Genomic DNA, 23,171 nt, shown 5'->3' on the forward strand with positions numbered 1-23,171 from the left:
ATTATTTAAGGAAAAACAATGTCATTAGCAATGCTCTATAAAGAAAGAAAGTTTTGGCCTCTATTTTGGACGATGTTCCTAGGTGCCGCAAACGATAACGTATTTAAAAATGCTCTAATTATCTTAATTACATATAAGAATGTCTCATTATTTGGACTGGGTGCAGAATCTCTTGTGGCCTTTGCCGGAGGAGCGTTCATCCTTCCATATGTCTTATTCTCTGCAACATCTGGTCAAATTTCAGACCACTTTGATAAGGCACAAGTAATTAAAGTTACCAAATATACAGAGCTTGCTTTTATGATCGTTGGTGCAATTGGACTCTTATTAGAGAACTACGGCCTCTTAATGCTGACACTATTTCTCATGGGTGGTCAGTCCTCATTCTTTTCTCCAGTAAAGTTCTCTTCTCTTAGAACAATATTAAGAGATGATGAGTTAACGACGGGAACAGCACTTATTGGTGGGGGAACTTTCGTGGCCATTCTTATCGGGACAATTATTGGGGGACTTGCAGCTTCTGCTCCTGATGCAACTAGTACCGCGGCGTTTGCTATCTTGGCCTTTTCTGTCTTAGGAATCATTTCAGCGCGTTTTCAAAATAAGATTAATGATATCAATGAAGATGTTAAAATTGATTATACATTTGTAAAACCGACTTTTAGGCTTCTTAGAGACTCTATGAAAGAGAGGAACTCGTTTCGTGCCATGATGGGAGTTTCTTGGTTTTGGTTCTTAGGCTCATTTGTTCTTTCAGTTATGCCTGCCATTATTAAGAATGTTTTCTACGGTAGTGAGATGGTAACAAATATTTTCATGGCGACATTCACGGTAGGGATGGGACTAGGGTCTTGGATTTGTTCAAAGCTATCGGGTAAGAGAATTGAAGTGGGAATGGTTCCGGTTGCGGCAGTGGGGATGTCTCTTGCTGTTTTTGATCTCTACTATATTTCAACTCAGTGGCCGATGTCTGTAACAGGCGCACTTATGCCACCAGCCGAATTCTTTGCACAACCGCTTGCTCTTAGAGCGATTATTGATCTTCTTCTAATTACAATATTTGGTGGAAACTTCTATATTTCACAATTAACTTTTATGCAGCATAGTGCTCCTTTAGAGAAGCTTGCTCGTACAATTGCGGCCAATAATATTTGGAATGCTATTTTTATGGTAGTTGCGGCCGTCTCAATTATTGTCCTAAATAAGATGGGCTCAACTGCTCTTGATAATCTTCTTATTCTTGGTGGGTTGAATCTAATCTACGCTGGGATCAGCTACTACTTCTTCCATGAAGAAATGTGGCGTTTTGTTATTCAGCTTTTAACAACTTTTCTTTACGACATTCAGATTGAAGGTGAAGATAATATACCAAAAGAAGGAAGACTTGTAATTGCTGCAAACCATACTTCTTTTGTTGACTGGGGTGTAGTGATGAGTCTTTCACCAAGACCTATTCGTTGGGTCATTGATCATCGCTATTATAATATTCCGGGGCTTAAGCAGTTCTTTATGCAAGGACACCTCATTCCAATTGCAACGAGAAAAGAAGATCCTAGAATACTTGATGAAGCATATTCAAAGTTAAATATGACACTGAATGAAGAGCGTTGTGTAGGCTTCTTTCCAGAAGGGTGGATCACTCGTGATGGTGAGCCAAGAAGGTATCAGCCTGGAATTAAAAAAGTCGTTGAGCAGACTAACGCACAAGTCGTTCCAATCGTGATTAAAGGCCTCTGGGGAAGTTTTTATTCATTTTCAGGAAAAGGTGTTTTTAAAGGAATTCGTTGGAATTTTCTAAAGCGTAGGAAAATTAGAGTTGTGATTCTACCTTCTATCCCACCAGAAAATTTCTGTTATAAAGATCTCGAAGAAAAAATGGTCGTAGAATATAAAAAGCCTCTGTAGTACAGAGGCTTTTTTTTTAAGGTGTCACGATATTAAAGGTACTAGGGAAGGTATCGAGAGTTTCATTGAGATTATCAAATACTTTCTTATCTCCACTATAGTTAATATTTTTCTCGTCAAGCTCAGCAAAAGAAAGTGCTCCCATGGCAAGTTTAACAAATTGGCCATGCTTTAATGAGATGCTTGCATTATCATCAGAGGCCAATTGACGATTTTGTTCTTGTGGCTTTCTCTTTGAATAGTTCAGCACACTATTTCTTAGTGTTAAATAGTATTTTTCTTTCTTATCTGTAATATTTAATTCAAGCGTTAAGTCTGCACCGTTGGCCTTTTCTGAATTAACCCTTACGGATAAGTAATCTAGTAATAACTCGGTATCCATTTGAGATAAAATTGCAGGGGATGCTGTTGGTGGTGCAGGCATACCAACTCCATAGCGCAGCTCTTGAGCTCCTTGAATATAGAAATTTCTCCACGTGGCATTCTCTGCTTGATAGGCCAATTGTTCATAAGTGTCAGCTAATAACTGCTTGGCCTTGACGTTCTTTGGTTGAGCAAAAATTAGCTTATTTAAAACTTCAGCAACAAAGCGGTATTCACCAACTTTATAATCCTTAATGGCCATCTCTAGGACATCACCTGCTCCTCCCATATAGGCAATGGTTTTCTTTGCTGACTCAACCGCTGGCAGAGGGTTAAGATGTGCTGGGTTTCCATCAAAGAATCCTAGATACTTATCATATACGGCCCTAGTGTTATGACTGAGACTTCCGTAGTAGCCACGATTCGCAAAGTTTTTTGCAAGATTCTTATTAAGCTCGATACTGTCGGCAAGTTCTGTACCTGAGAGACCTTTGTTTAAGCGATTCACAGATTGGTCGTGAATGAACTTATAGAGATCTCTTTGAGAGGCCATAAGAGAGACGACTCGATCATTTCCAAAAGTTGGCCAATGATGAGAGTTAAAAAGAACCTCTGCCTTGCTATATTTTTCAAGGCTTCTTTGAATATGTTTTGACCACATAAGACTGTCTCTTACTTGAGCACCTCTTAGCGTTTGAATATTATGCATCGTATGACTTAAAATCTCTGCACCACAAAGTGCATTATCTCTTGGAAAGTAGGCCATCATTTCTGTCGGTGCTTCTGCTCCTGGAGTAAACATGAACTCGATAGTTACACCGTCAACAACTAAGCTTTTGTCTCGATCAATAATTGTCGTCGGTTTAGCAATGGCATACTCACCATTAGGAGTGTAGCTTCCTAGTCCTGTTCCAACCGAACCTTGTGGACCAAAGTCTAATGTTCTTGCATACATATACTCAGCACGACGACTCATGGCCGCACCAGCAATAACATTTTCACTTACTGACTCATAGACAAAATCTTTTGAAGCGATAATTTGAATTTTTCCACTTTCAAGTTCACTCTTACTAGCAATTCCAAATACACCTCCAAAGTGGTCGATATGAGAGTGGGTGAAAATAATTGCAGTGACAGGTAAGTTTTCAACATTTTTTCTCACAAGCTCTAATGCTGTTTTTGCCGTCTCTGTTGTCATGAGAGGATCAATAACTATCCAACCTTTTTTTCCGCGAATAAAAGAAACGTTTGCAAGATCAATTCCTCTAACTTGGTAGATATGGTCAGTTACTCGAAAGAGTCCATTAATTGCTGTTAATTGTGACTGACGCCATAGACTTGGATTGACTGTCTCTGGTGGTTTTCCTTGTGTTAGAGAAGGAAACTTGGCCGGGTCGAAAATTTCTTTCATTCCATCTTTCGACTTAATTGGCCCTTCCAGTTTTGCAATAAAGCCTTTTTGAGAGTCTTTAAAGTCTCGGTCGTCATCAAAATTTAACTCTTGTGCAACCTTCTTGTGAGCATCAAGCGTGTATCGTGATGCGGGTTTAGAATCATTTGAAAATGAATACCTTGAACCACGAGTGCAGCTTAAGAGAGAACTTAGAATTAGAATGGGGACAATGAGATAGAATACTTTCTTGGAATGAAACACGATTCCTCCTTATTATTTATTATTTTTACTTAAGGGGGATATCGGCTAAAGCTTGGTTATGATGGGCCTAAGAAAGGTTATAAAAAAGGCCTCATTACTGAGGCCTTAGTATTAATTAGAATTGATTGATCATTGCATCTGCATCAAAGCCAAATTTCTTATAAAGCTCAAGTGCAGTATAAGAAGATTGACCGAAGTGGCCATCATTTCCAAGAGACTTCATATTAAATTCAAGTCCTTCTTGTTTTAGAGCGTGACATAACATCGCACCAGCACCAGCTGTTAGTTGGTGATCTTCAACAGTGACAATTTTATTTCCATTCTTTGCTAGTTGATCTTTAAATGTTTCAACATCAATCTTGTTAATGAATGGGTTATTAATAACTGTAATATTTTTTCCCTTTGCTTCAAGTTCAGTTGCAGCTTTAAGGGCCTGTTGAACAAGTGGTCCGTGAGTTACGATAATCCCATCTGTTCCTTGCTTTAGAACTTGAGCTTTTTCCCAACCGTAGTTTCCACCTTCTGTATATGATACTGGGTGTTTTTCACGGCCAAAGAAGAATACTGTTGTTTCTGGTGTTTCACCTTTATTAACAGCTTCTTCGTATCTCTTAATCGCTTGATACATTAGGCTTTCTGCTTCTTCTTTTGTTGAAAGAGCAATAACTGTTGTATTTGGAATACCTGCAACAGCAGAGAAGTAAGTTGTCGCTTGGTGAGAAGCACCATCAGCAGCATCTTGGAATCCTGTGTGTGAGAATAAGCAAATCACAGCACCTTGTGAAAGTTGAGACATAATTAAAGGAAGGTTTCCTTTTGTGACACCAAATTGTGCAAATGTATCAACAACAGGAATGAATCCTTGTTTTGCCATACCAACTGCAGTTGAAACCATATTAGATTCTGCAATACCAATATCGACATAGTGGTTAGGGAATTCTTTGTGGAAGCCCGCAACACCAGTTGAACCTGCAAGGTCAGACGTTACAGAAAATACTGGAAGCCCTTCTTTTGTTGCCTTAATCATTGCATTGGCAAGACCTGGTTGAACCTTGTCAGAAGGTACTGAACTCTTTGCTCCTTCTTTAGGAGCTGGCTTTGAAGCTAGGATTTCATTTGCCCAATTTGTAAATTCTTCTGGACAAGTTTCACCGCTATAAATTTCTTCAAGGAAAGAGATAAGTTTTTCGTCATAAGCACCTAGTGGATAACCATGTCCACCAGACTTTGCTTCTTCAGTCGCTTTAACGCCGTAACCTTTGATTGTCTTGATAACAAGAGCAACTGGCTTAAGTTCATTTGATTTTGCTTTTGCAATATTTTCTTCGATTGCTTGGTAAACTCTTTCTAGGTTGTGTCCTTCTTCGATTCTAACAACATCCCAACCCATTTCTCTTAGGGCCAAAAAGCTTCCTTTCATGTCAAAGCTATCTTCTGTAATACGTCCACCAAGTTTAGTGTTATTATCACTGACGATCATAACAAATGGATTCATCTTTCCTTTCTGTGCAAGTCCCGGAATTGCTGCCATTGCTTCTCGTGCTTCACCTTCCATACAACCACCATCAGAGATTGTACAAACAGTCACACGATCGTTTCCAATCGCTCTATCTGCAAGAGCAAGACCTTGAGCTTGAGGAAGACCTGAGCCTAATGGCCCGTTAGAAATGAAAACGCCTTCTGGGTTTAGGTGAGCTTCACCGTGACCAGTAAGTTTAGAAGTTATTGAACGAAAACCTCGTAGGCTTTCAAATGTAAGGCCATCGAAACCTAGGTTTGCACGAAGAGCGTAGATTCCGTTTTCAGCGTGACCAGCGTCGTTTACAAAGTTAAATTTCTCAAACCAATTTGGTCCTTGTGAGAACATAATTGAGTGTAGGGCACTCATCATCTCAGCGAAAGCCGCAGGGCCTCCCCAGTGGCAAGCTGCTCCACCAATTACTGCGTGTTGATTCATTAGTGCAACAAGAGCTCTTGTCGCTTTTGGGTCAGCAAGAGTGATTTCCTCTCCCGCTAAGTTATGAATTTTAGTTGCATAAATTGGGGCCGTTGTCGGTGCCGGTGCAAGATGATTTTTTACTTTTAATGGGCTGATAGTTGCAGTCATTAACTTCTCCGAATTCGTTGATTTTCAATAACTTATAAAAGGTATCACGAGGGAATTTTTTCTGGCCAGAGAATATTTGCTGACCAAATAGTTTGGCACTTTGGGCCAAATCCGTAAAACGTAAATATCTGAAAATACAGTAACTATAAATTTATTAAGTTTTATTTTAGAATGACGATAAAATCTATAGAAACTGTTGTTAAACACAATTTATCTATTTGAAATAACACGGGGGTGGTAGCGATGTGTGATGCATGTTCAGCTGCAGGGCGTAACTGGTCATTGGCCAATGGACCTCGCAGAAGCAAGATGATTAAAGCAAGATTGTATTCAAGCTTCAATGGTAGAGAAGTAAAAGTTAAACTTTGCTACCTATGTTCTATCAAATTATTTATGGGAGGCGAAGAGCTCTTCTTAAGAGATAACCCTTCCTTGAATTATGAATTAACCACCCAGCATGCAGGTAGTGAGTTCGATTTTTAAGCAATATTAATTGACCCATTATTTTTAGAATAGATACAATACCACCTTAAGCAAGGTGGTTTTTTTATGCAAAATTTTTCGCAATTTCGTTCTTCATTTGTGGACGATGAATTTCTTTACGGCGAAAGCTCAATAGAAGTCTTAAATAAATACGATCAAAGTATTTTAAATGAAGTGGATCTCTTAGCTTCTTATCAGTACGAAAAAGTTATTCAGTCTTCACTTAATGCATTTGAGGAGTTTCAAAATTTCGATAGCGCTCAAAGAAGCAAACTACTTTTAAAACTTGCTGATTTCTTAGAGGAAGAAGCCGCTTTCTTTTCTCATCTAATTTGTCTAGAAGCGGGGAAGCCAATTAGCTATGCTAAGGGTGAGATTGCTCGTTGTGTGGAAACTATTAGACTCGCTGGCGAGAAGGCACGTCATCACAGTAGTGAAACTCCTGATCTTTCTTATGGGCCAGGAGCTGATAAGATGGCCATGGTTCGACACGAACCAGAGGGAATCGTTTTTGGTATCTCTCCATTTAACTTTCCACTAAATCTAGCTCTTCATAAAATTGCTCCAGCACTTGCTGTTGGTTGTAGCATTATCGTTAAGCCTTCACCGCAAACACCTATAACTTTACTTGCTTTTGCTAAACTTCTTTCAAGAGTTGGTTTTCCAAAAGGTGTTGTAAATATTGTGATCTGTGAAGATGAACTTGCGCAAAGATTCTTAGAAGATGAAAGAATTAATATTTTCTCATTTACCGGAAGTGCTAAAGTTGGCTGGGCCCTTAAGGCCTTAAGTGGAAAGAAGAAATGTCTGCTAGAGCTTGGCGGTAACGCGGCAGTTATCGTTAATGACGTAGAAGATATGGAGGCCGTAACATCTCAAATTGTTACAGGCTCATTTCTATACTCGGGACAAATTTGCATCTCAACACAGAGAGTTTTTATTGCCAGTGATATCTTTGATGAATTTGTGGAGCAATTTCTTGAACAAGTTGAGACTATTGGTTCAGGTGACCCAAAAGATGAAAGTGTTATCAATGGGCCAGTGATTAACGAGGGGGCTCTTGAGAGAATTCATCAGTGGGTACAAGAGGCCATTTCAAATGGGGCCGAGCTACTTTGCGGTGGCCATATTATCGATGAGGACCACCATATCTATGCTCCTACAGTTTTAACTAATACAGATTTGGATATGAAGGTCGTTTCAGAGGAGATCTTTGGCCCAGTCGTGATTCTAGAGCCTTATGACTCATTTTCAGAGGCTATTGAGCTTGTAAATGATTCAAAATATGGACTCCAAGCTGGTGTTTTTACGAACAGCTTAGTAAATATGAAGGAAGCAAGTCAACGAATTGATGTTGGAGGAATTATCTTCAACAATGTCCCAGGATTTCGCATGGATGCCATGCCTTATGGAGGGATCAAGGATTCTGGACTTGGCCGTGAGGGGATCGCATATGCGATGGAAGATTACACTCGCAAGAAGCTAATCTTATTCTAAATCTTTGAGGGGAGAGAGGATGAAATCACTACTTTTACTACTAATTAGTTTACAGGCTTTTTCATACGCACCTGATTGGGGACGTGATGCTAAAATTGAAAAGGGTGAGAATCGCGAAAACCTTTATCAACTTTCTCAAGAAGAATATGAGCAAGTCACACAAGATGGACTTAAGCACGCTCTGGTTTGGCCAGTAAGTGTTACAGGACTTCTCATTCCATATGATGCTTTTAATAATTTCTTTGAACTTCGTGATGAGAAATTTGTTAACTTTGTTTTAACAACTCTTGGTGAAAAGCAATTTGGTATTAATAGTGTTGAATCTTTCTATCAGTGGCTTGGACTTAATCCATACAATGACGAAGATGCTACTGGAATTTACCGCATCCCTTATCCTGAAGGATATAAACCTGACTACTATATGGGTGCCAGTATTGTTGATACGAAGTGGGGGAAAGGTCTGACTTTTAGTTGTGCCACTTGCCACTCTGCTAGTCTCTTTGGCACATCAGTGATGGGCCTTACAAATAAAACAGTTAAGGCAAATGAGCTCTTTGTAAAGGCCAAGAAGCTACTTCCATTTATTCCAACGAAGACTTTCCAAAAAGTTACGAATGCTACTGATGATGAAGTAGCAATGCTAAAGAGAACAAAGAAGAATATTCACGCTGTTGGAGCAGCATCACCAATGGTTCTAGGACTTGATACTTCTCTTCCACAAGTTGCACTGTCTCTTGCTCACAGAAAGCAAGATGCGTATGCTTCAAAGTCGAAACTAAATGAAGTCTTTCCAAGATTTAATCCATTAAAGTCAACAGTTGCTGATTCAAAGCCTATGCCTTGGTGGACACTGAAGTATAAAACTCGTTGGCTATCAGATGGTTCAATTGTTGCAGGAAACCCAATCTTTACAAATTTCCTTTGGAATGAGCTTGGGCGTGGAACTGATTTATATGAGCTAGAAAAATGGCTTCAAGATAATCCTGAAATTATTAAAGAGCTTACGGCCGCGGCCTTCTCAACAAAAGCGCCTCGTATTGATGACTTCTTTGATGTTTCAAGAATTGATATTGATGCTGCAAAAAGAGGACAGAAGCATTTTGAAAATCGTTGTCAGAAATGTCACGGTGAGTATCAGAAGAATTGGGACCTTCCATTTTCTGGGCTGATGTCTAAGAGTGAGCAGATCAAAACAAGAAAACTTATCTATCATGAGAAAACTCCTGTTAAGGATGTTGGAACAGATCCATTTCGTTACCAAGGAACGGCTTACTTTGCAGATGCTTTAAATGAGCTTGCCATTTCTAAGTGGATGAAGACAGTAGTTGAGCCACAAAAGGGATATGTACCACCTCCACTAAATGGGATTTGGGCGCGTTGGCCGTATATGCACAATAACTCAATTCCAAACCTTTGTGAGCTTATGACTGAGCCGTCAAAGCGTGTGAAGGAATTCTATCAGATCCCAGCAGTGGATCCGATGCTTGACTTTGATTTTGATTGCAATGGTTTTCCTGTGGGAATGGATATTCCTGAAGAGAGAAGAGTTAGAGAAGCATATTACAATACAAAGTTACCTGGACTTTCAAATGCAGGTCACTATAATCGAATCTTTACAGATAAAGAGGGGAACGAACTACTTAGTGAAGAGGATAAATCAGATCTTCGTATGTTCTTAAGAACATTATAATGGCATTCTATCTCGATACTTATATTGCCCATCGTGGTTTACACGACGATAAAAAACCTGAAAATACGATGGCCGCTTTCAAGGCGGCCATTAAACATAATTACGCTATAGAATTAGATGTCCACTTATCAAGCGATGGCCATGTGGTGGTCTTTCACGATGAGACTCTTGAGCGACTTACCGGTAGCAACGGAAAGGTCTCTCAATATACTCTTGATAGCCTAAAACAACTCTACATCAATGAAACAAAAGAGAAGATTCCAACCCTCAAAGAAGTTTTGGAGTTAGTAGACGGACAAGTTCCACTTATTATTGAACTTAAGGTTTACGAACATACGGGGGAGCTTGAGTCTGAAGTAATGAAGATCCTTCAAGGCTATGAAGGGGATTATACAATTCAATCCTTCAATCCATTTACCCTTAAGTGGTTTCGCAAACACTATCCGGCCGTTATTTTAGGCCTTCTTGTCACAAGAGATTTTAGTGACACGACTCTTAACCCTCTCAAGCAGAAGCTCTTAGAGAATATGACTTTCATTCCAGTCATCAGGCCAGACTATATAGGCCTTGATATCGACACATACTCAAAGGTACAGCTTAGTATCATCAAGCATTTTACTTTTAATAATATTGTCTTTTGGACAGTAAGAACTAAAGAACAAATGAGGACAGCTAAGCGTTTAGGTGCTAATATTATATTTGAAAATATTAAACCTTGAGTTAATTTATGAAAAAAATCGTAATTGCTATAATCATACTTGCCATCGCCGCCGGTGGTTTCTACCTTTTCACTTCTCAACAATCAAATTCAAAAACAGCTAAGGACAATGAGGCCAAGGACATTATGACTTCTCAAGTTCAAGTTGTGGAATTTGAGGATTCGCCAGCTAAGAAAATAGCCGCTGGAAATGATGATAGTGCCGAGGCGGTTGAGCCTAATGGTAATGCTGCCAAATTAGATCTGGACGTCGTGGACGATGAGGATCTTGAGAGAAGGCTAGAGGCCAAAGAAGAAGAGTTTGATCGCCTTGAAGAAGAGTGGCTGACAAATGTAAAAGAGTTATTTATTTCTGAGCTCGGACTTACTGAAAAAGAATATAAAGACTATTTGAGTATGAGAGAAGGTCTCTTCAATGATAAGGTCTCTGCTTTTGAAGAAATGCATGAACAGTTAGAAGAGAAGTACGGTGAAAACTATACTTACAATCCTACTGAAGAAGAGATGGCCTTTGATCGCGAAATTCAAAAAAAATATGATGATCTTCTTTTAGAAAAGATCGGAAAGGATGCTTTCATTAAATATCTTGAACTAAGAGATCGTACGAATGAGAAAATCTTAGAGGCAACAAAGCCAAATGATGCCGCCATGCTAATGGAATTCTAGGAGGTAAGATGGAAAAGTGGATTATTAAAGAGAGAAAGAACGTTTATCGTGGCAATATCTTTTTATATGAAACCATTGTTGCCAATCATCCAACGAAGCCAATAGGAGCAGGCCCGTATGACATTATTCGTCTCGCAGATTGGGTGAATATTGTTGCCATTACTGAAGATGATAAAGTTGTCCTCGTTAAGCAGTACCGCTTTGGAAAAGACGTTATCACAATTGAAACTCCGGCCGGAGCTGTTGAGCGCGGTGAAGACCCTCTTGCTGCCGCCAAGAGAGAGCTGGAAGAAGAGACTGGCTACATCAGCGATGAGTGGGAAAGCCTAAGTCCGGTTAGTGTAAATCCTGCTTTTATGAGCAATACTGCTCACTTCTATCTAGCTAAAAATTGTCGTCCTGATGGAAAGCAAAATTTTGATGAAGACGAAGATATCGAGCTAGAACTTGTTCCTGTCGCTGATCTAAAAGAAAAGCTAAAGGAAGTTGATCACTCTTTATCTGAGCTTTGTCTAAGTCGATACCTTCTTCAGTCTTAAATTAGTTTCGCTTGTTCTTACTATACTTCTTAGGCCTAGTCTGTCTTGATTGACCTTGTAGCTCAAACCAATCACTTTCATCAATTTCGTGATAATAGTCGGCTTCTTCCACAAGTAGGCTCGAAGTCGTTTCTGGGATTGAGGCGATTTCAACACGAACACCTTCTGCTCTTAAGTGGCGAACAAGCTCGATATAATCGGAGTCACCAGAAAGAATGATAATTGTATCAACCTTTGAGGCAAGTTGTGTCGCTTTAATTGTCAGAGGGATATCCGCACTCTTGTGGCAAGGGATAACCGAACCGTAGTAGTGATTGTGTAATCGCTCAGTAAGTTTAGAAGAGATATTCTTTCCCTCTCTAAAATAGATCAGGCGATTAAGCCCTCGATTATCTAGGAGTTTTGGAATGAGCGTATCAAAATTAACCATCGTATTTGAGTTATTTGTTACGCTGTGAATACTTCTTTCGATATTGTTGCCATCGATTAGGATGGCAACAGTTTGATTAATGAAAATTTCCATAAAATGCTTCACTTCCGTTTGATTGGACGTAGTCAGCGTGACATTGCTTGATTTGTGCTTCGATCATTTCAATACTCATACCCTTGAAAATCTCGTTTAACTCATCTTCATCAACATCTGCTCTACCTAGTGCACAAGCTGCCAATTCTTCCTTAAACATAATTGAAGGATCCTCTGGCTTACGCTTGTCTACTAAGAATCTTAGTAGCTCACTGATATCAAGACGCTTGGCCTCAAAATCATTGAAGTATTTCTTAAACCACACGTGAGTCCAAGCGATATTAACCACACCTGGGTCTTTGTGGTACTTTAGTAGGTAGAAGAATGCTGTACGTCCAAAGGTCTTTAATTTACCTTTTAGTTTAGCAATACTAATGATTGCGTTCTTATATGCATCCTTGTAACCGCGATCCAGTTCACCACGGTCCAATTTATTATCTGCGTTTCTATCAAAACGAATATAAGTCGATTCGATATTTAACATTGCTCCAATAACAAGAGTGAAGTCTTTCTTTCTCCACCAAATCTTATCAACATCTTCAACACTTCTTGAGAAGATCTCGACACCTTTGATGAACTCGACAACGTGTCCTCTGCTATTGTTATTTACGTATTCTTTTAGACGAGGGAAGTACTTCGAAAGATTTAGCTCTTCCTCTCCAAATAACTTATCAAAGAATTTTGTACGAATACACTTTGAGTCCATGACTGAGAAGCCTGCTTCATCAATTCTAGTATCGCACTCTTTTTCTTCGTATAAGTTTTCTTCGATCAAAGTTGTAATCTTTGCAGCAGTAAAGATTAGTTCAATGAACTCACTCACTTCATCTAGGTTGATAAAAAGGTCACCACCAGAAGTCGCTTGGAAAAGGTCTGATAGAAGAAGAATATTTTCACCAAATGTCTTAAAGTCCTCTGTCCAAAGCCCCATCTCTTCTAGAGCGGCCTTTAGTCCAACGAGTGCATTATTAAGTTGGTTATCAGATAAACCTTTTGACTGTCTTGGAGGAGTTGTATCACCTTCTGTCTTATAACCCTCAAGCATGTGTGGAAGCACATTTCTAAAGAGCATGATTGAGTTAAACCCTGTCTTATTTCTTACGATATCCGCTTGGTAAGTTGGGAAACCATCTTTATTTCTAAAGTAACGGTAGTCGCGTGCAACTTTCGTAAACTCTTCAATAAGAACCACATATGATTTCTTCGTGATTAGTTTATACTCAGGAACTTCTCTTTCTGTTGGGTACTCACGACGATCAATGTAAAGCGGCTTAGGCGTATTCATTCTCTCATTGAAGAATTGGAAAGTCGAATCTGAGAAGAGAAGAGTCTCAAACGCGCTATCTGCAATATCGAGGATACGATTAACAGCATCACTTGTAATCATGAGATCAAAGTTCTCACTTCCCGGAGGATCTAGCTCTGAACAAATCCATTTAGAACTACCTTGCTTATCGGCATCATAGGCCGGGTTTGGCTTACATGGAATTGGATACATTAGCTCCGAGCGTGGAATTGGATCAAAAATACGCTGAGTAAAGTCAATTAGTGTACGCTTAAAGTTTGAAAGCTTAAGTAGCTCACTTTCATCTTTAGGGTTATCTGACCTGCGGTTAAGTTCTTTAATTAGCTCATCACCAAATGAAAGAATCTCTTTTGCTGTAAAGTAATTCTTCTTTTCAGTGATAGGGTGGAAGATTGAGCGAGTCTTACGTAGAAGCTCAAGAACCTTCGCCGTATTCTGTACTGACTGAGTCTCGTCAGAGAAGTCTGTGAAGAATGCATCATAAAGTACTTCTGCAAGTGATTGTGATTTTTCAGTTAAGTGGTAAAGATCATCACGATTTAAAATAAGGTTATTACCACCAAGAACAAGTCCCTTAAGGGCCATGGCCTCTGAATAAAGCTTCCAGTTAAATGGCTCCTTAAACATTCCGCCTGACTCTTTAAGACGAGCGATAAGTGATTTAATCAGTCCATCTTGGTTAACAAAGTCTTTATCAAGAAGGTAATTTGCTAATTCCGTTTTAATCGATAGGAATTGGTTAACATATTCCTTTTTTGAGATAACTTTTCTCGCTGTCTTTGAACCGTCATCTTTAAAAAGCTTAACATTCTCAATATGCATATCAAGGAATGCTAGATAGCGATAAACGATGGCAACAACATTTACTGTCGACTTAAATTGCTTAAATGAAAGATAATCAACTTCTGGCGGAAGTCTTAAAATATTATCTTTATAATTGAGAACAAGGTTCTTAATAGCGATCCCTTTACCAAGGTCTTCAGGCTTATTAAAGAATTGTTCAATTAGCTTATTAATATCTGTAACTGTAATAACTTGATCATTTTCAAGCTCATTTAGAATAAGGTCTTGAACCGATCTAACTTGAGCGAGGAAGAAATTATTCTTCTCTAGTGGAGTCTTTTCTAGGTATTCCTTCGCAAGGTATTTCAGGTCAAAGAATAGGGCCGCAAGAGGGTCTGTCTTTGATAGAAGTGTCATTAGCTCTGGGAAAAGAAGTGTTTCACGGCTACCACCAGTTGTCACAACTTTTAGGGCCATAAACGACTTAACAACGTCTTCGATGAGATCAATGTCATAAAGCTTGATTGTATCATTAGCGAATTTAAGAACATTCATCTCGTGGTTACGAGGAATTGAAATATCTTCGTCTAATAGCTTCTTTGCGTTTTCACTTAGGCGTCCAACTTCTGCGCGGAATTGCTTTTTAATTTCGATCTTTCTGTTAAAGTCTTTTTCTTCGATCTCTTTAACAAGGTCATTTAAGACATTTACTGATTCAAAAGATCTTAGGGCAACGTTAACAACACCAAGTGAAAGCTCAACATCAGCATAAGAGAAGACTTCTGGATTACCACGAATTAGGTCTCTCTTTGCATAACGAATAAGTGACTTAAGCTTAACGTTAGTATCTTTATTTGTTCCAAGAATTGTTGAGATAAAGTCATCATCTTCATTGAAGAATTCATCAATGATATTATTGATGTCAGCAATAGTAATGATATTTTCTTCTTTCTGGTGCTCGTAAACAAAGAGCTTTAGCTCTTCTAGGTTATTTGCAAGCTTGTTGAAGTATTCAGAACCATCTTCAAAGTATTCCTTTTTAAGGAAGAAGATATCAATTGTATTTTGTAAGAAAACTGGGAAGAAAGTGAATAGTTGGGCAAACTCATCAGAGTCAACGTAGATACGTGAACCACCAAGAAATAGTTTCTTAGCAAATAGTAGTGAGTTTAGAAGCTCCTTACCAAGTTTAAAGTCTTTAAGGTCTCTTGTAATGTCGAGAATTAGACTTTGAATATCAATGGCCTGTGCCGGCCCAGGGATTTGTTGAAGGATTTCATTTAGGTTTGCAGAAAAGGCATCGGCCTGAGTTCTAAGGATCGCCGAAGTCTTATAATAGTCTTCTTTTGATTTTACTTTTTGTAGCTCTTTTACTGTCGCTACGATCTTAACTGCTGAGCGGTTAAATTCTTTTAGGATTTGAAAGAAAGAATCAATCTTTGTACGAGACATTTGTCCCGGGATATCTCTTTGAAGGAGAGTGTTCAGCTTGAAAAGAAGATCAAGGCCTTCGATAATATCATCAGCAGAGCCTGCTGGATTATCCATATACTTGCGAGCAAACTTCACGATATCTTCGCGGAAGAAGAAACGATTATCTCTAGACTCAACATATTTGAATTTATTTAGTGTATCTTGGACGCAATTAAGGTCTTTTTCGATATTAACTTCGAATAATTTTTTGATACGATCCGTGTCGATTTTGCAACTAGCTGAAATTCCGTCATACTCAGCGATGTCTGCACCTTCGACAGGGTCATCATTGACGAAACCACAAGACGAAACTAGTAGTGCTACCAAGAGGTAGGCAATGAAATCTCGTAATTTCAATAACTTAGTGTGTTTAATCATAATTCCCTCACCCAAATTCTAGAAAATTTCTAGTTAAATGAAAAGGAATAACCGAATATTTTGAAATGTTTTTACGAGTTGCGTTAAAAGTGTACACAATTCCTAACAGTATACTGTCAAAAGTGTTAACACTCAGGGTAATAGCTACCAAATCCGAGTTAAAAGCTTCTATTTACGATTCTTTTCTGATTTAATTAATTTTAATGAATAAATTCATCAAAAAAATTACATTATTATGCGTGTCGCTATCTGGCCTTGCTGTTTACGCACAGCTTGACGGAAGTGTGTCTTACGAGAAATTCCAACGTTTAAATGATCCAGCTAAGAAGTCTGAGTACGACGACTGGGCCCAAATCGAAGGAAATTACGAGACGAGAGCGTGGAATGGTAAAGTCTACGGTGAATTTGCAGCAAGGGCCTATGTCACAAAAGAGCCGGCCTTTAACTTTTCAATGCCTGAGGCCTATATCGAGTTCAAAGATGAAGATAATCGTATCTCACTTGGTCGACAGCTTCTTAGGTGGAATGAGAATGAAGACTACTGGCTACTTAGTACACTGAACCCAAATCAAGGTTTCTACCTACTTTCTGAAAAGAAGGAAGGACTAGTCGGTATTCAATACGATCGCAAGTTTAATAAGAATCTCAATTTTTCAGTATTCTTCTCATACTTCTTTGTTCCGGGGATGAACCCAGGACTTGAGATTGAAAATGGGAATGTATCGAGTAAGAGTGAGTGGGTAAGGCTTCCTCCAAAGTACACGGTACTTGAAGGTAATGTTCTTCCTCTTTATTACACAATTGATATGCCTAATATCTATAATGATGTTGTAAAGAATAAGTCTCTTGGATTTAGACTTTCTGGAACTAATGAAGAGAAGAGCTCAGAGATTTCGGCCTTCTTTATCTATAAGCCACAAAATAGCCTACAGATGAATGCTGATGCTCGCTTTGATCAAGATCGCGACGTTATTGCTGTTGATGCTTCTCCGGTTGTTAACCACCATCTTTATTATGGGATTCAGTATAAGCAGCAGTTAGGTGACGTCCAAATGGTTGCCGGTATTGATATGAGTGACCCAACAGCGACTTTTGGAAATGACTTTAAGGTTGTTGACTTTAGCCGTGAAGAAAATAAGAAATTCGAATCAGAATATTTCAATATCGAGCCTAACTACGAAAAAGAAAGTTATGCTTCTGTCTCATTTAACGTAAACCAAGGTTACTATATGTTTTCTGTAAACTATATCAACCTTCTTACTAATAATGAGCGTGGATCAGATGATTTCTTCTCTGATACGGCGAAGTGGAGTAATGCTCTTGGGATGCGTGGGCGTTATTACTTTAATGACTTCATCAATGTGATGGGGGATTTAAAATATGACTTTGATCGCGATGATATTATCTTAAAAGCTGAAGCGACTTATGCTTTTTGGCGTGGTGCTGCTAGTTTAAATTTAGGTGCCGAGCTGATTAAGTCACCAAATAAGAATTCTTATTGGTCAGCTTATCGAGCTAACGACACCATTTATTCTTCACTTAAATTTGCTTTCTAGTTTAGGCCGTTCCTGTCTGAACACTCCAAAGAGCTTTATAGAGGCCTTCTTGAGCAATGAGTTCTTCGTGGGTTCCACGTTGCTCAATCTTTCCTTCATTTAAAACACAGATTTGGTCTGCGTGAATAATCGTTGAAAGCCTGTGGGCAACCATGACTGTTGTACGCCCTTTTGTGATTGTCTTAAGAGAGCGCTGAATTGCCGCTTCTGTTTCATTATCAATTGCACTTGTTGCCTCATCAAAAATGAAAAGCTTCGGGTCCTTTAAGATCGCACGAGCAATGGCAATACGCTGCCTTTGGCCACCTGAAAGTTTTTGACCGCGCTCTCCAACAATGGTCTGATAACCATTTGGCAGAAGCTCGATAAAGTCGTGTGCTTCAGCAAGCTTTGCCGCTCTCATGGCATCAACTTCAGATGCACCTTGTGAGCCATAAATGATATTTTCAAGAACTGTTCCATGAAAGAGGTAAGTTTCCTGCGAAACAAAACCAATATGTGAGCGCAGTGAGTTTTGTTTTAGCTCACGAATATTGTGGCCATCAAAATTTACGGCCCCTGTTTGCGGATCATAGAAGCGTTGAAGAAGTTTTAACATTGTGGACTTTCCAGAGCCTGTAGGGCCTACAAGAGCAATGGTTTGTCCTTCTTCAATTTTTAGATTGATATCTTTAAGACCTGTATTGTCTTCTTCATCATATTTAAAATTGATGCCACTAAATTCAACAGCGCCTTTAAATTCTTGAAGCTCTTTTCCACCATCAGTTACTTTAACTTCTGTTTCAATTAACTCCATCACACGAGACGTTGAGGCCATCGATCTTTGGTAGAGATCAAAAGTTTCACCAAGTCTTGTTAGTGGCCAAAGTAATCTTTGAACCAAAAAGATTAGAACAGAGTAAGATCCAACTTCTAGCTTTCCATCAAGAACGTCGATACCACCGATGATAAGTGTAAAGAGGAATCCACATAGAACGGCCATTCTAATGATTGGGCTAAAAGAAGAAGAGACGCGAATGGCATCTTTATTGGCCTTGGCATATTGATTTGATTGTTTCTCGAGGCGTTCGTATTCAAATTTTTGAGCAACGTATGATTTTATTGTCATCATCCCCGCAATATTATTCACAAGCATACTGGCAAGAAGACCAGCTTCGCTTCTAACATTTTGATAACGAGGTTGTACCTTCTTTTGAAAGTAGAAACTTCCCCAAAGAATAAATGGTACTGGTGTTAGTGATAGGAGGGCGATTTGCGGTGAAAGATAAAAGAAGATTGCACCAATTGAAACGACTGTTGTTAGGGTTTGGATAATATCATTGGCCCCAACATCTAAGAAGCGCTCAAGTTGGTTGATGTCGTCATTTAGAATGGTCGCTAAATTCCCTGAGTTATTATCTTGGTAGAAAGAAATATGTAAGTTTTGAAGATGATCGTAGGCTTCCATTCGAAGGTCGTGTTGAACTTCTTGGGCCAATCCGCGCCACCATAATTTAAGAAGGTATTCAAAGAGGGACTCAAGTGCCCAAATAATAAAAGTTAGAAAACCTAGGATATAGATTTGATGGACTTTATCAGAGACTCCCATTCCTGCAAGAAATGAGTCTTCTTGTTTGACAACTGTGTCAACGGCAAGACCGATAAGCAGGGGAGGAGCAATATCAAATACTTTATTTAAGACTGAAAAGAATGAGGCCGTATAGATTTGGCCGCGTTTATTTTTGAAATGATTAATTAGTTTTTGTAATGGGGATTGAGTTTCCATTTAGACCTCTAGTGCATGTACTTTGTAGTGAGAGCATTATGGCCTAATTTTCTTAATTTGAAAAAGTTCCTCAGGTGCACTCAGATTATATTGAATCGAAGTGCTTGTTGAGTACACCTGAGGGTAATCGAAGTCACCCTATATTAGATGACTAAACTGCTGGCAAATTCAAAATTTCCCTTCAGTTCCTTGTCACTAGATGCTGAAGCGTCCCTCGCCTCAACACTCGCGCTGGCCTGATCTTGCTGGGCCGCTTCCGCGAAATAATTATCAATTGTTTGCTCGTAATCTTTTAGAAGTACTTCTTTAAGTTCTTCTTTGGATACTTTTAAAACACTACAAACTGTATTCAGTGAACGTAGTGGCACAGAGCATAGTCCGCGTTCAATATTACTTATAAATTGTCCGTTCTTATAACCTAGGCGGTACGACAATCCTTGTTGTGACACCTTAGGTGATAAAGAACGTCTTTTGACTCTAATTAATTCAGCGATGTTCTCAAACACTCTTCTTTCTTTCATCCATAACCTCCAGTTTTATTATTTACCAACTATTGTTATTGGTACAACATGATGATAATATGTTTAGGCAATATTATTTACTTACAAATACGTAAGGTTTACTATGTCAATAAAATTAAAAGCTTACACGTCTAATCGCAAGAAAATCTTTAGGGAAGCGGAAATAGAGGCCCTCTATGGTGCCAAGTTTGAGTATTTAGACGAGCTTCCATTTGAACTTTCTCCTGGTGAAATACTCATTTTAGATTTAGATGAGATCACTGACGACTTCATTGAGAAGGCCCAGTACACGAGGGTTAAGTTTGTGACGCTAGTTGATACACTTAAACAACATAACCTTAATCGCCTGCTGCCAATAGGTGGACATCTCTTTGCAGTTAAGGGCACACCGTTTGAGGATTTTATGGAAATTCTCACAAGCCGTATTCACCAAATGGAAATGTTCAAGATGCTCCATCTTGTTAGTCATACCGATACTGAATTATTTCGCTTTATCTTAAGGGCCGGCAATGGACAGAAGTCTAAATTAAGTGAACTCATTTTTGGCTCCACAAGTGAGAGTACAATGGATGTTAACTTAAGCCGCTTAAGAAAGAAGTTACGCGATCCTGAAATAGGTGATGACTTCTTTCGCATTATTACAAAGAGTGGAAGACTCTATATTGTGAGTCGTTTAACAAATTACGAAATTCCAAAATATTTATTAGAAAAAAATTAAGATTTCATTGAAGTACTTTCAAGTAAAATTACTTGGAGGTAGAGATGAAAATTTTGGCCTACACAACTGGAAAGAGAAAACTCTTTTACGCAGACGCTATTGAAGAGGCATTCGGAATGCCTATTGAATACTTAGATGAGCTTCCTTCTAGCACAAAAGTAGGAGAACTCCTTGTTGTCGAACTCGACACCATTCCTGATGAATTAATCGAAGAAATAAAATACACGACTCTTAAGTATGTCTACGTTATCGAAGACTTCACCCAAAGAAACCTAAATCGCTTCTTGCCTCTTGGTGGAAATCTTTGTGTCTTAAAGAGCATGGGAGTCGATGATTTTATCGAGGCCCTCTTTGGCCGTTTTCACTTGATGGAAATTTATAAACTCTTTCACATCATTAGTCGCACCGATATGGAACTCTTTCGCCTCATCAATCGTGCGGGTAATGGCGAAAAGGGAAAGCTTTCTGATATTCTCTTTGGTTCAACAAGTGAGAACACAATGGATGTAAGCCTTAGCCGCCTTCGAAAAAAACTTCGCGACCCTGAAATTGGAAATGATTTCTTTCGTATCATTACCAAGAAGGGAAGACTCTATTTGGTCAATCAGCTAAATAATTACAAAATTGATGAATCTCTCTTAGTTGAATAATTCTACTTCTGACACTTTGGACAATAGTAAGTCCCACGCTGTGCAAGTGTGATCTTCTTCACTTCAGTCTTCTTACAAAGCTGACAAATTTTTTGATAGAACACCACTAGATTTTTAACGCCTTCACCTTTTTCACCAAAGGCATCTTGATAGCCACCTGAAAAAGTCGTTCCCCCTGTTGCGATGGAATCATCAAGAACAATTCTTATGGCCATGAAAACTTTTTCTAACTCAAGCTTTGTGAGTGTCTTCATTCGACGAGTCGGGCGAACTCCTGCGTGAGCACAAATCTCACTTGCCATATAATTGCCAACACCCGAAAAAAAGTTCTGCTCCAAAAGAAATGGTTTTAAAACCTTATTAGGCCTTTCTTTTTTAAGCATCAAAAGATACTCAAGTGTGAACTCAGCCTTGGAAACATCAGGGCCTAGACGTGTTAACCAAGTCGCTTCATTAGGTGGAGAGTAGAGATGAAAAACACCAAAGCGTCTCGGGTCAATATAGCCCAAGTGCAGCGGGCCTTTGGCATTTGTGCCAATGAGTTTTATGTGAGTATGCTTTTCCGTAATTTCTTCAGTTGCAATTCGCCACGATCCCGACATCCCTAAACCTGAAATTGCACGCCACTCATTGCCATGTGTATCGGTGAAAAAGAAGCGCAGAACTTTTCCCTGGCGCTCAACTCTTTGAAGAGTCATGCCTTGCGGGTTGAAGTCCTTGTCTTTCACAATCGAGTCACTTACGTCAGAGTAGACGACGTCTTGGATCTCCATTGGGAGAACGTGTGAGATTTGTGATTTGATGGTTTCGACTTCTGGTAATTCTGGCACTTTGAAAATCCTTTTTTGTGTGAGGAGTAGCTTAACATTTTCGAAAATTTATTTGAATTTTTTTCGATTTTTTTATCTTTAGGTGCGGTTTAGGTTGAGGTTGTAAGGTGTTCATTTTGTTATTGGGGGAGATTGGGAGGGTGTGTATGTGACTGGAATTGTTGGGGTTTTGGTGGTGTGAGTGGGTTAAGTTTTGGGGTGAGGATGGCGATGGGTAGTTACTAATTATTAAATTTGTTGGGGAATATGAATAAGCTTATTAAGATTAATCATGTATTACAGTTTTGTGTTTACGTACTATTTATTCTCTTTCTGAGTTATGCAACCTATAAGAGTATGACAACTTCCTATGGAAGAGATGCGTCTGGACAAATTGTCTTAAATGGCAAACAAGATAATAAGAAGTTAGGGGAGTATGTATCAACTCCTGTTGAAACTTCTAATGAAAATTATCTCGTTTCATATGTTGTTAACTTTGAAACAGATAAATCATCTTTTAAAAACTTCAAATCTTCTTCATCAAGTGAAAATGATAAGTATACATTATTTCTTACCTCTGATTTATGGGGATGTTACCGTTGCGCTATTTCAAATCTAAAAGTCTTTAATCGTAAGACTTCCAAATCCAAAAACTTATTTGATGAGAGAGAGGTCATTGGTGGTTTTGCAGTTCAACGAGAAAAAGATAGCAAAAAACCAATTAAGCATAAGTTGAACAAAATATTCTTCTCTAAAGTAGATAAGGATTACAACTCAGATAAAGTTCTAAACTCCATAGATGGTTACAGGCTCTATTCTTCAGACTTCGAAGGAAATTCAAAAGTTGCTCTGTCTCCAGAAGGAACAGATGTCATTGGTTATCGTGTCGATTACGAATTTAAGAAAATCTATATTCAAGTGAAACAAGATACTAATAAGAATTTTGAGTTTGATGATGGGGATGATGTTGTTGTTATGGCAGTGACATTAGATGATTAATTATGAGTGAAATTGTTCGTTGTTGCTTTTTCGTTGACCATGCGTAGAGAAAAAGCACCTGGAACAAA

The 23,171-nt window shown here is 38.8% G+C and carries 18 protein-coding genes; 11 read left to right on the forward strand and 7 right to left on the reverse strand.

Going from position 1 to position 23,171, the window contains the following annotated elements; translation table 11 throughout:
- The first annotated feature begins 18 nt into the window (after nucleotides 1–18).
- Nucleotides 19–1,905: an MFS transporter gene (locus ACRXC1_RS04060; protein WP_433656676.1), complete on the forward strand. Its 1,887-nt coding sequence runs from the start codon at nucleotides 19–21 to the stop codon at nucleotides 1,903–1,905.
- A 16-nt stretch (nucleotides 1,906–1,921) separates the two neighbouring features.
- Here ACRXC1_RS04060 and ACRXC1_RS04065 read toward each other — a convergent pair whose 3' ends face one another.
- Entirely contained in the window at nucleotides 1,922–3,922 is a 2,001-nt protein-coding gene (locus ACRXC1_RS04065; protein ID WP_433656678.1) for an alkyl/aryl-sulfatase, read from the reverse strand.
- 115 nt (nucleotides 3,923–4,037) lie between these two features.
- Entirely contained in the window at nucleotides 4,038–6,029 is a 1,992-nt protein-coding gene (locus ACRXC1_RS04070) for a transketolase C-terminal domain-containing protein (protein WP_433656680.1), read from the reverse strand.
- 243 nt (nucleotides 6,030–6,272) lie between these two features.
- On the opposite strand from ACRXC1_RS04070, the gene ACRXC1_RS04075 reads away from it, so the two are divergent.
- The 6 genes from ACRXC1_RS04075 (at nucleotide 6,273) to ACRXC1_RS04100 (ending at nucleotide 11,622) form a co-directional block, all read left to right on the forward strand.
- Entirely contained in the window at nucleotides 6,273–6,512 is a 240-nt protein-coding gene (locus tag ACRXC1_RS04075) for a hypothetical protein (protein WP_433656682.1), read from the forward strand.
- A gap of 66 nt (nucleotides 6,513–6,578) precedes the next feature.
- Nucleotides 6,579–8,009 (forward strand): aldehyde dehydrogenase family protein, encoded by a 1,431-nt coding sequence (locus tag ACRXC1_RS04080; protein ID WP_433656684.1) that lies wholly within the window; start codon nucleotides 6,579–6,581, stop codon nucleotides 8,007–8,009.
- A gap of 19 nt (nucleotides 8,010–8,028) precedes the next feature.
- Nucleotides 8,029–9,699: a hypothetical protein gene (locus ACRXC1_RS04085; RefSeq protein WP_433656686.1), complete on the forward strand. Its 1,671-nt coding sequence runs from the start codon at nucleotides 8,029–8,031 to the stop codon at nucleotides 9,697–9,699.
- Nucleotides 9,699–10,418: a glycerophosphodiester phosphodiesterase family protein gene (locus ACRXC1_RS04090; protein ID WP_392911554.1), complete on the forward strand. Its 720-nt coding sequence runs from the start codon at nucleotides 9,699–9,701 to the stop codon at nucleotides 10,416–10,418. The genes ACRXC1_RS04085 and ACRXC1_RS04090 overlap by 1 nt, the downstream gene beginning before the upstream one ends.
- 8 nt (nucleotides 10,419–10,426) lie before the next feature.
- Nucleotides 10,427–11,083, forward strand: coding sequence for a hypothetical protein (locus ACRXC1_RS04095; protein ID WP_433656688.1), 657 nt, complete (start codon nucleotides 10,427–10,429; stop codon nucleotides 11,081–11,083).
- A gap of 8 nt (nucleotides 11,084–11,091) precedes the next feature.
- Nucleotides 11,092–11,622: an NUDIX hydrolase gene (locus ACRXC1_RS04100; RefSeq protein WP_433656690.1), complete on the forward strand. Its 531-nt coding sequence runs from the start codon at nucleotides 11,092–11,094 to the stop codon at nucleotides 11,620–11,622.
- 1 nt (nucleotide 11,623) lies between these two features.
- Here the strand turns inward: ACRXC1_RS04100 and ACRXC1_RS04105 are convergent, their stop codons facing one another.
- Both ACRXC1_RS04105 and ACRXC1_RS04110 read right to left on the reverse strand, forming a co-directional pair.
- Nucleotides 11,624–12,145 carry an NYN domain-containing protein gene (locus ACRXC1_RS04105; protein ID WP_433656692.1) on the reverse strand — a complete coding sequence of 174 codons (522 nt, stop codon included), beginning with the start codon at nucleotides 12,143–12,145 and terminating at the stop codon, nucleotides 11,624–11,626.
- Nucleotides 12,129–16,085 (reverse strand): hypothetical protein, encoded by a 3,957-nt coding sequence (locus ACRXC1_RS04110; protein WP_433656694.1) that lies wholly within the window; start codon nucleotides 16,083–16,085, stop codon nucleotides 12,129–12,131. Before ACRXC1_RS04110 ends, ACRXC1_RS04105 begins: the two co-directional genes overlap by 17 nt.
- 203 nt (nucleotides 16,086–16,288) lie before the next feature.
- Between ACRXC1_RS04110 and ACRXC1_RS04115 the strand changes: the two genes are divergently transcribed.
- Nucleotides 16,289–17,641, forward strand: coding sequence for a hypothetical protein (locus tag ACRXC1_RS04115; protein WP_433656696.1), 1,353 nt, complete (start codon nucleotides 16,289–16,291; stop codon nucleotides 17,639–17,641).
- Nucleotide 17,642: 1 nt separating this feature from the next.
- Here ACRXC1_RS04115 and ACRXC1_RS04120 read toward each other — a convergent pair whose 3' ends face one another.
- Nucleotides 17,643–19,406, reverse strand: a complete 1,764-nt coding sequence (locus ACRXC1_RS04120; protein ID WP_433656698.1) for an ABC transporter ATP-binding protein — start codon at nucleotides 19,404–19,406, stop codon at nucleotides 17,643–17,645.
- Between the two features lie 143 nt (nucleotides 19,407–19,549).
- Nucleotides 19,550–19,927: a hypothetical protein gene (locus tag ACRXC1_RS04125; RefSeq protein ID WP_433656700.1), complete on the reverse strand. Its 378-nt coding sequence runs from the start codon at nucleotides 19,925–19,927 to the stop codon at nucleotides 19,550–19,552.
- A gap of 103 nt (nucleotides 19,928–20,030) precedes the next feature.
- Between ACRXC1_RS04125 and ACRXC1_RS04130 the strand changes: the two genes are divergently transcribed.
- Both ACRXC1_RS04130 and ACRXC1_RS04135 read left to right on the forward strand, forming a co-directional pair.
- Entirely contained in the window at nucleotides 20,031–20,645 is a 615-nt protein-coding gene (locus ACRXC1_RS04130) for a hypothetical protein (RefSeq protein ID WP_433656702.1), read from the forward strand.
- A gap of 44 nt (nucleotides 20,646–20,689) precedes the next feature.
- Nucleotides 20,690–21,295: a hypothetical protein gene (locus tag ACRXC1_RS04135; RefSeq protein ID WP_433656704.1), complete on the forward strand. Its 606-nt coding sequence runs from the start codon at nucleotides 20,690–20,692 to the stop codon at nucleotides 21,293–21,295.
- A gap of 2 nt (nucleotides 21,296–21,297) precedes the next feature.
- On the opposite strand, the gene ACRXC1_RS04140 is transcribed toward ACRXC1_RS04135, so the two are convergent.
- Complete coding sequence (locus ACRXC1_RS04140; protein ID WP_433656706.1) at nucleotides 21,298–22,125, reverse strand: Fpg/Nei family DNA glycosylase; 828 nt, start codon at nucleotides 22,123–22,125, stop codon at nucleotides 21,298–21,300.
- Nucleotides 22,126–22,371: 246 nt separating this feature from the next.
- Here ACRXC1_RS04140 and ACRXC1_RS04145 point away from each other — a divergent pair, with 246 nt between their 5' ends.
- Nucleotides 22,372–23,103: a hypothetical protein gene (locus ACRXC1_RS04145; RefSeq protein WP_433656708.1), complete on the forward strand. Its 732-nt coding sequence runs from the start codon at nucleotides 22,372–22,374 to the stop codon at nucleotides 23,101–23,103.
- Nucleotides 23,104–23,171 lie beyond the last annotated feature (68 nt).

This window comes from Halobacteriovorax sp. GFR8, from assembly GCF_050955245.1.
Taxonomy (GTDB): domain Bacteria; phylum Bdellovibrionota; class Bacteriovoracia; order Bacteriovoracales; family Bacteriovoracaceae; genus Halobacteriovorax_A.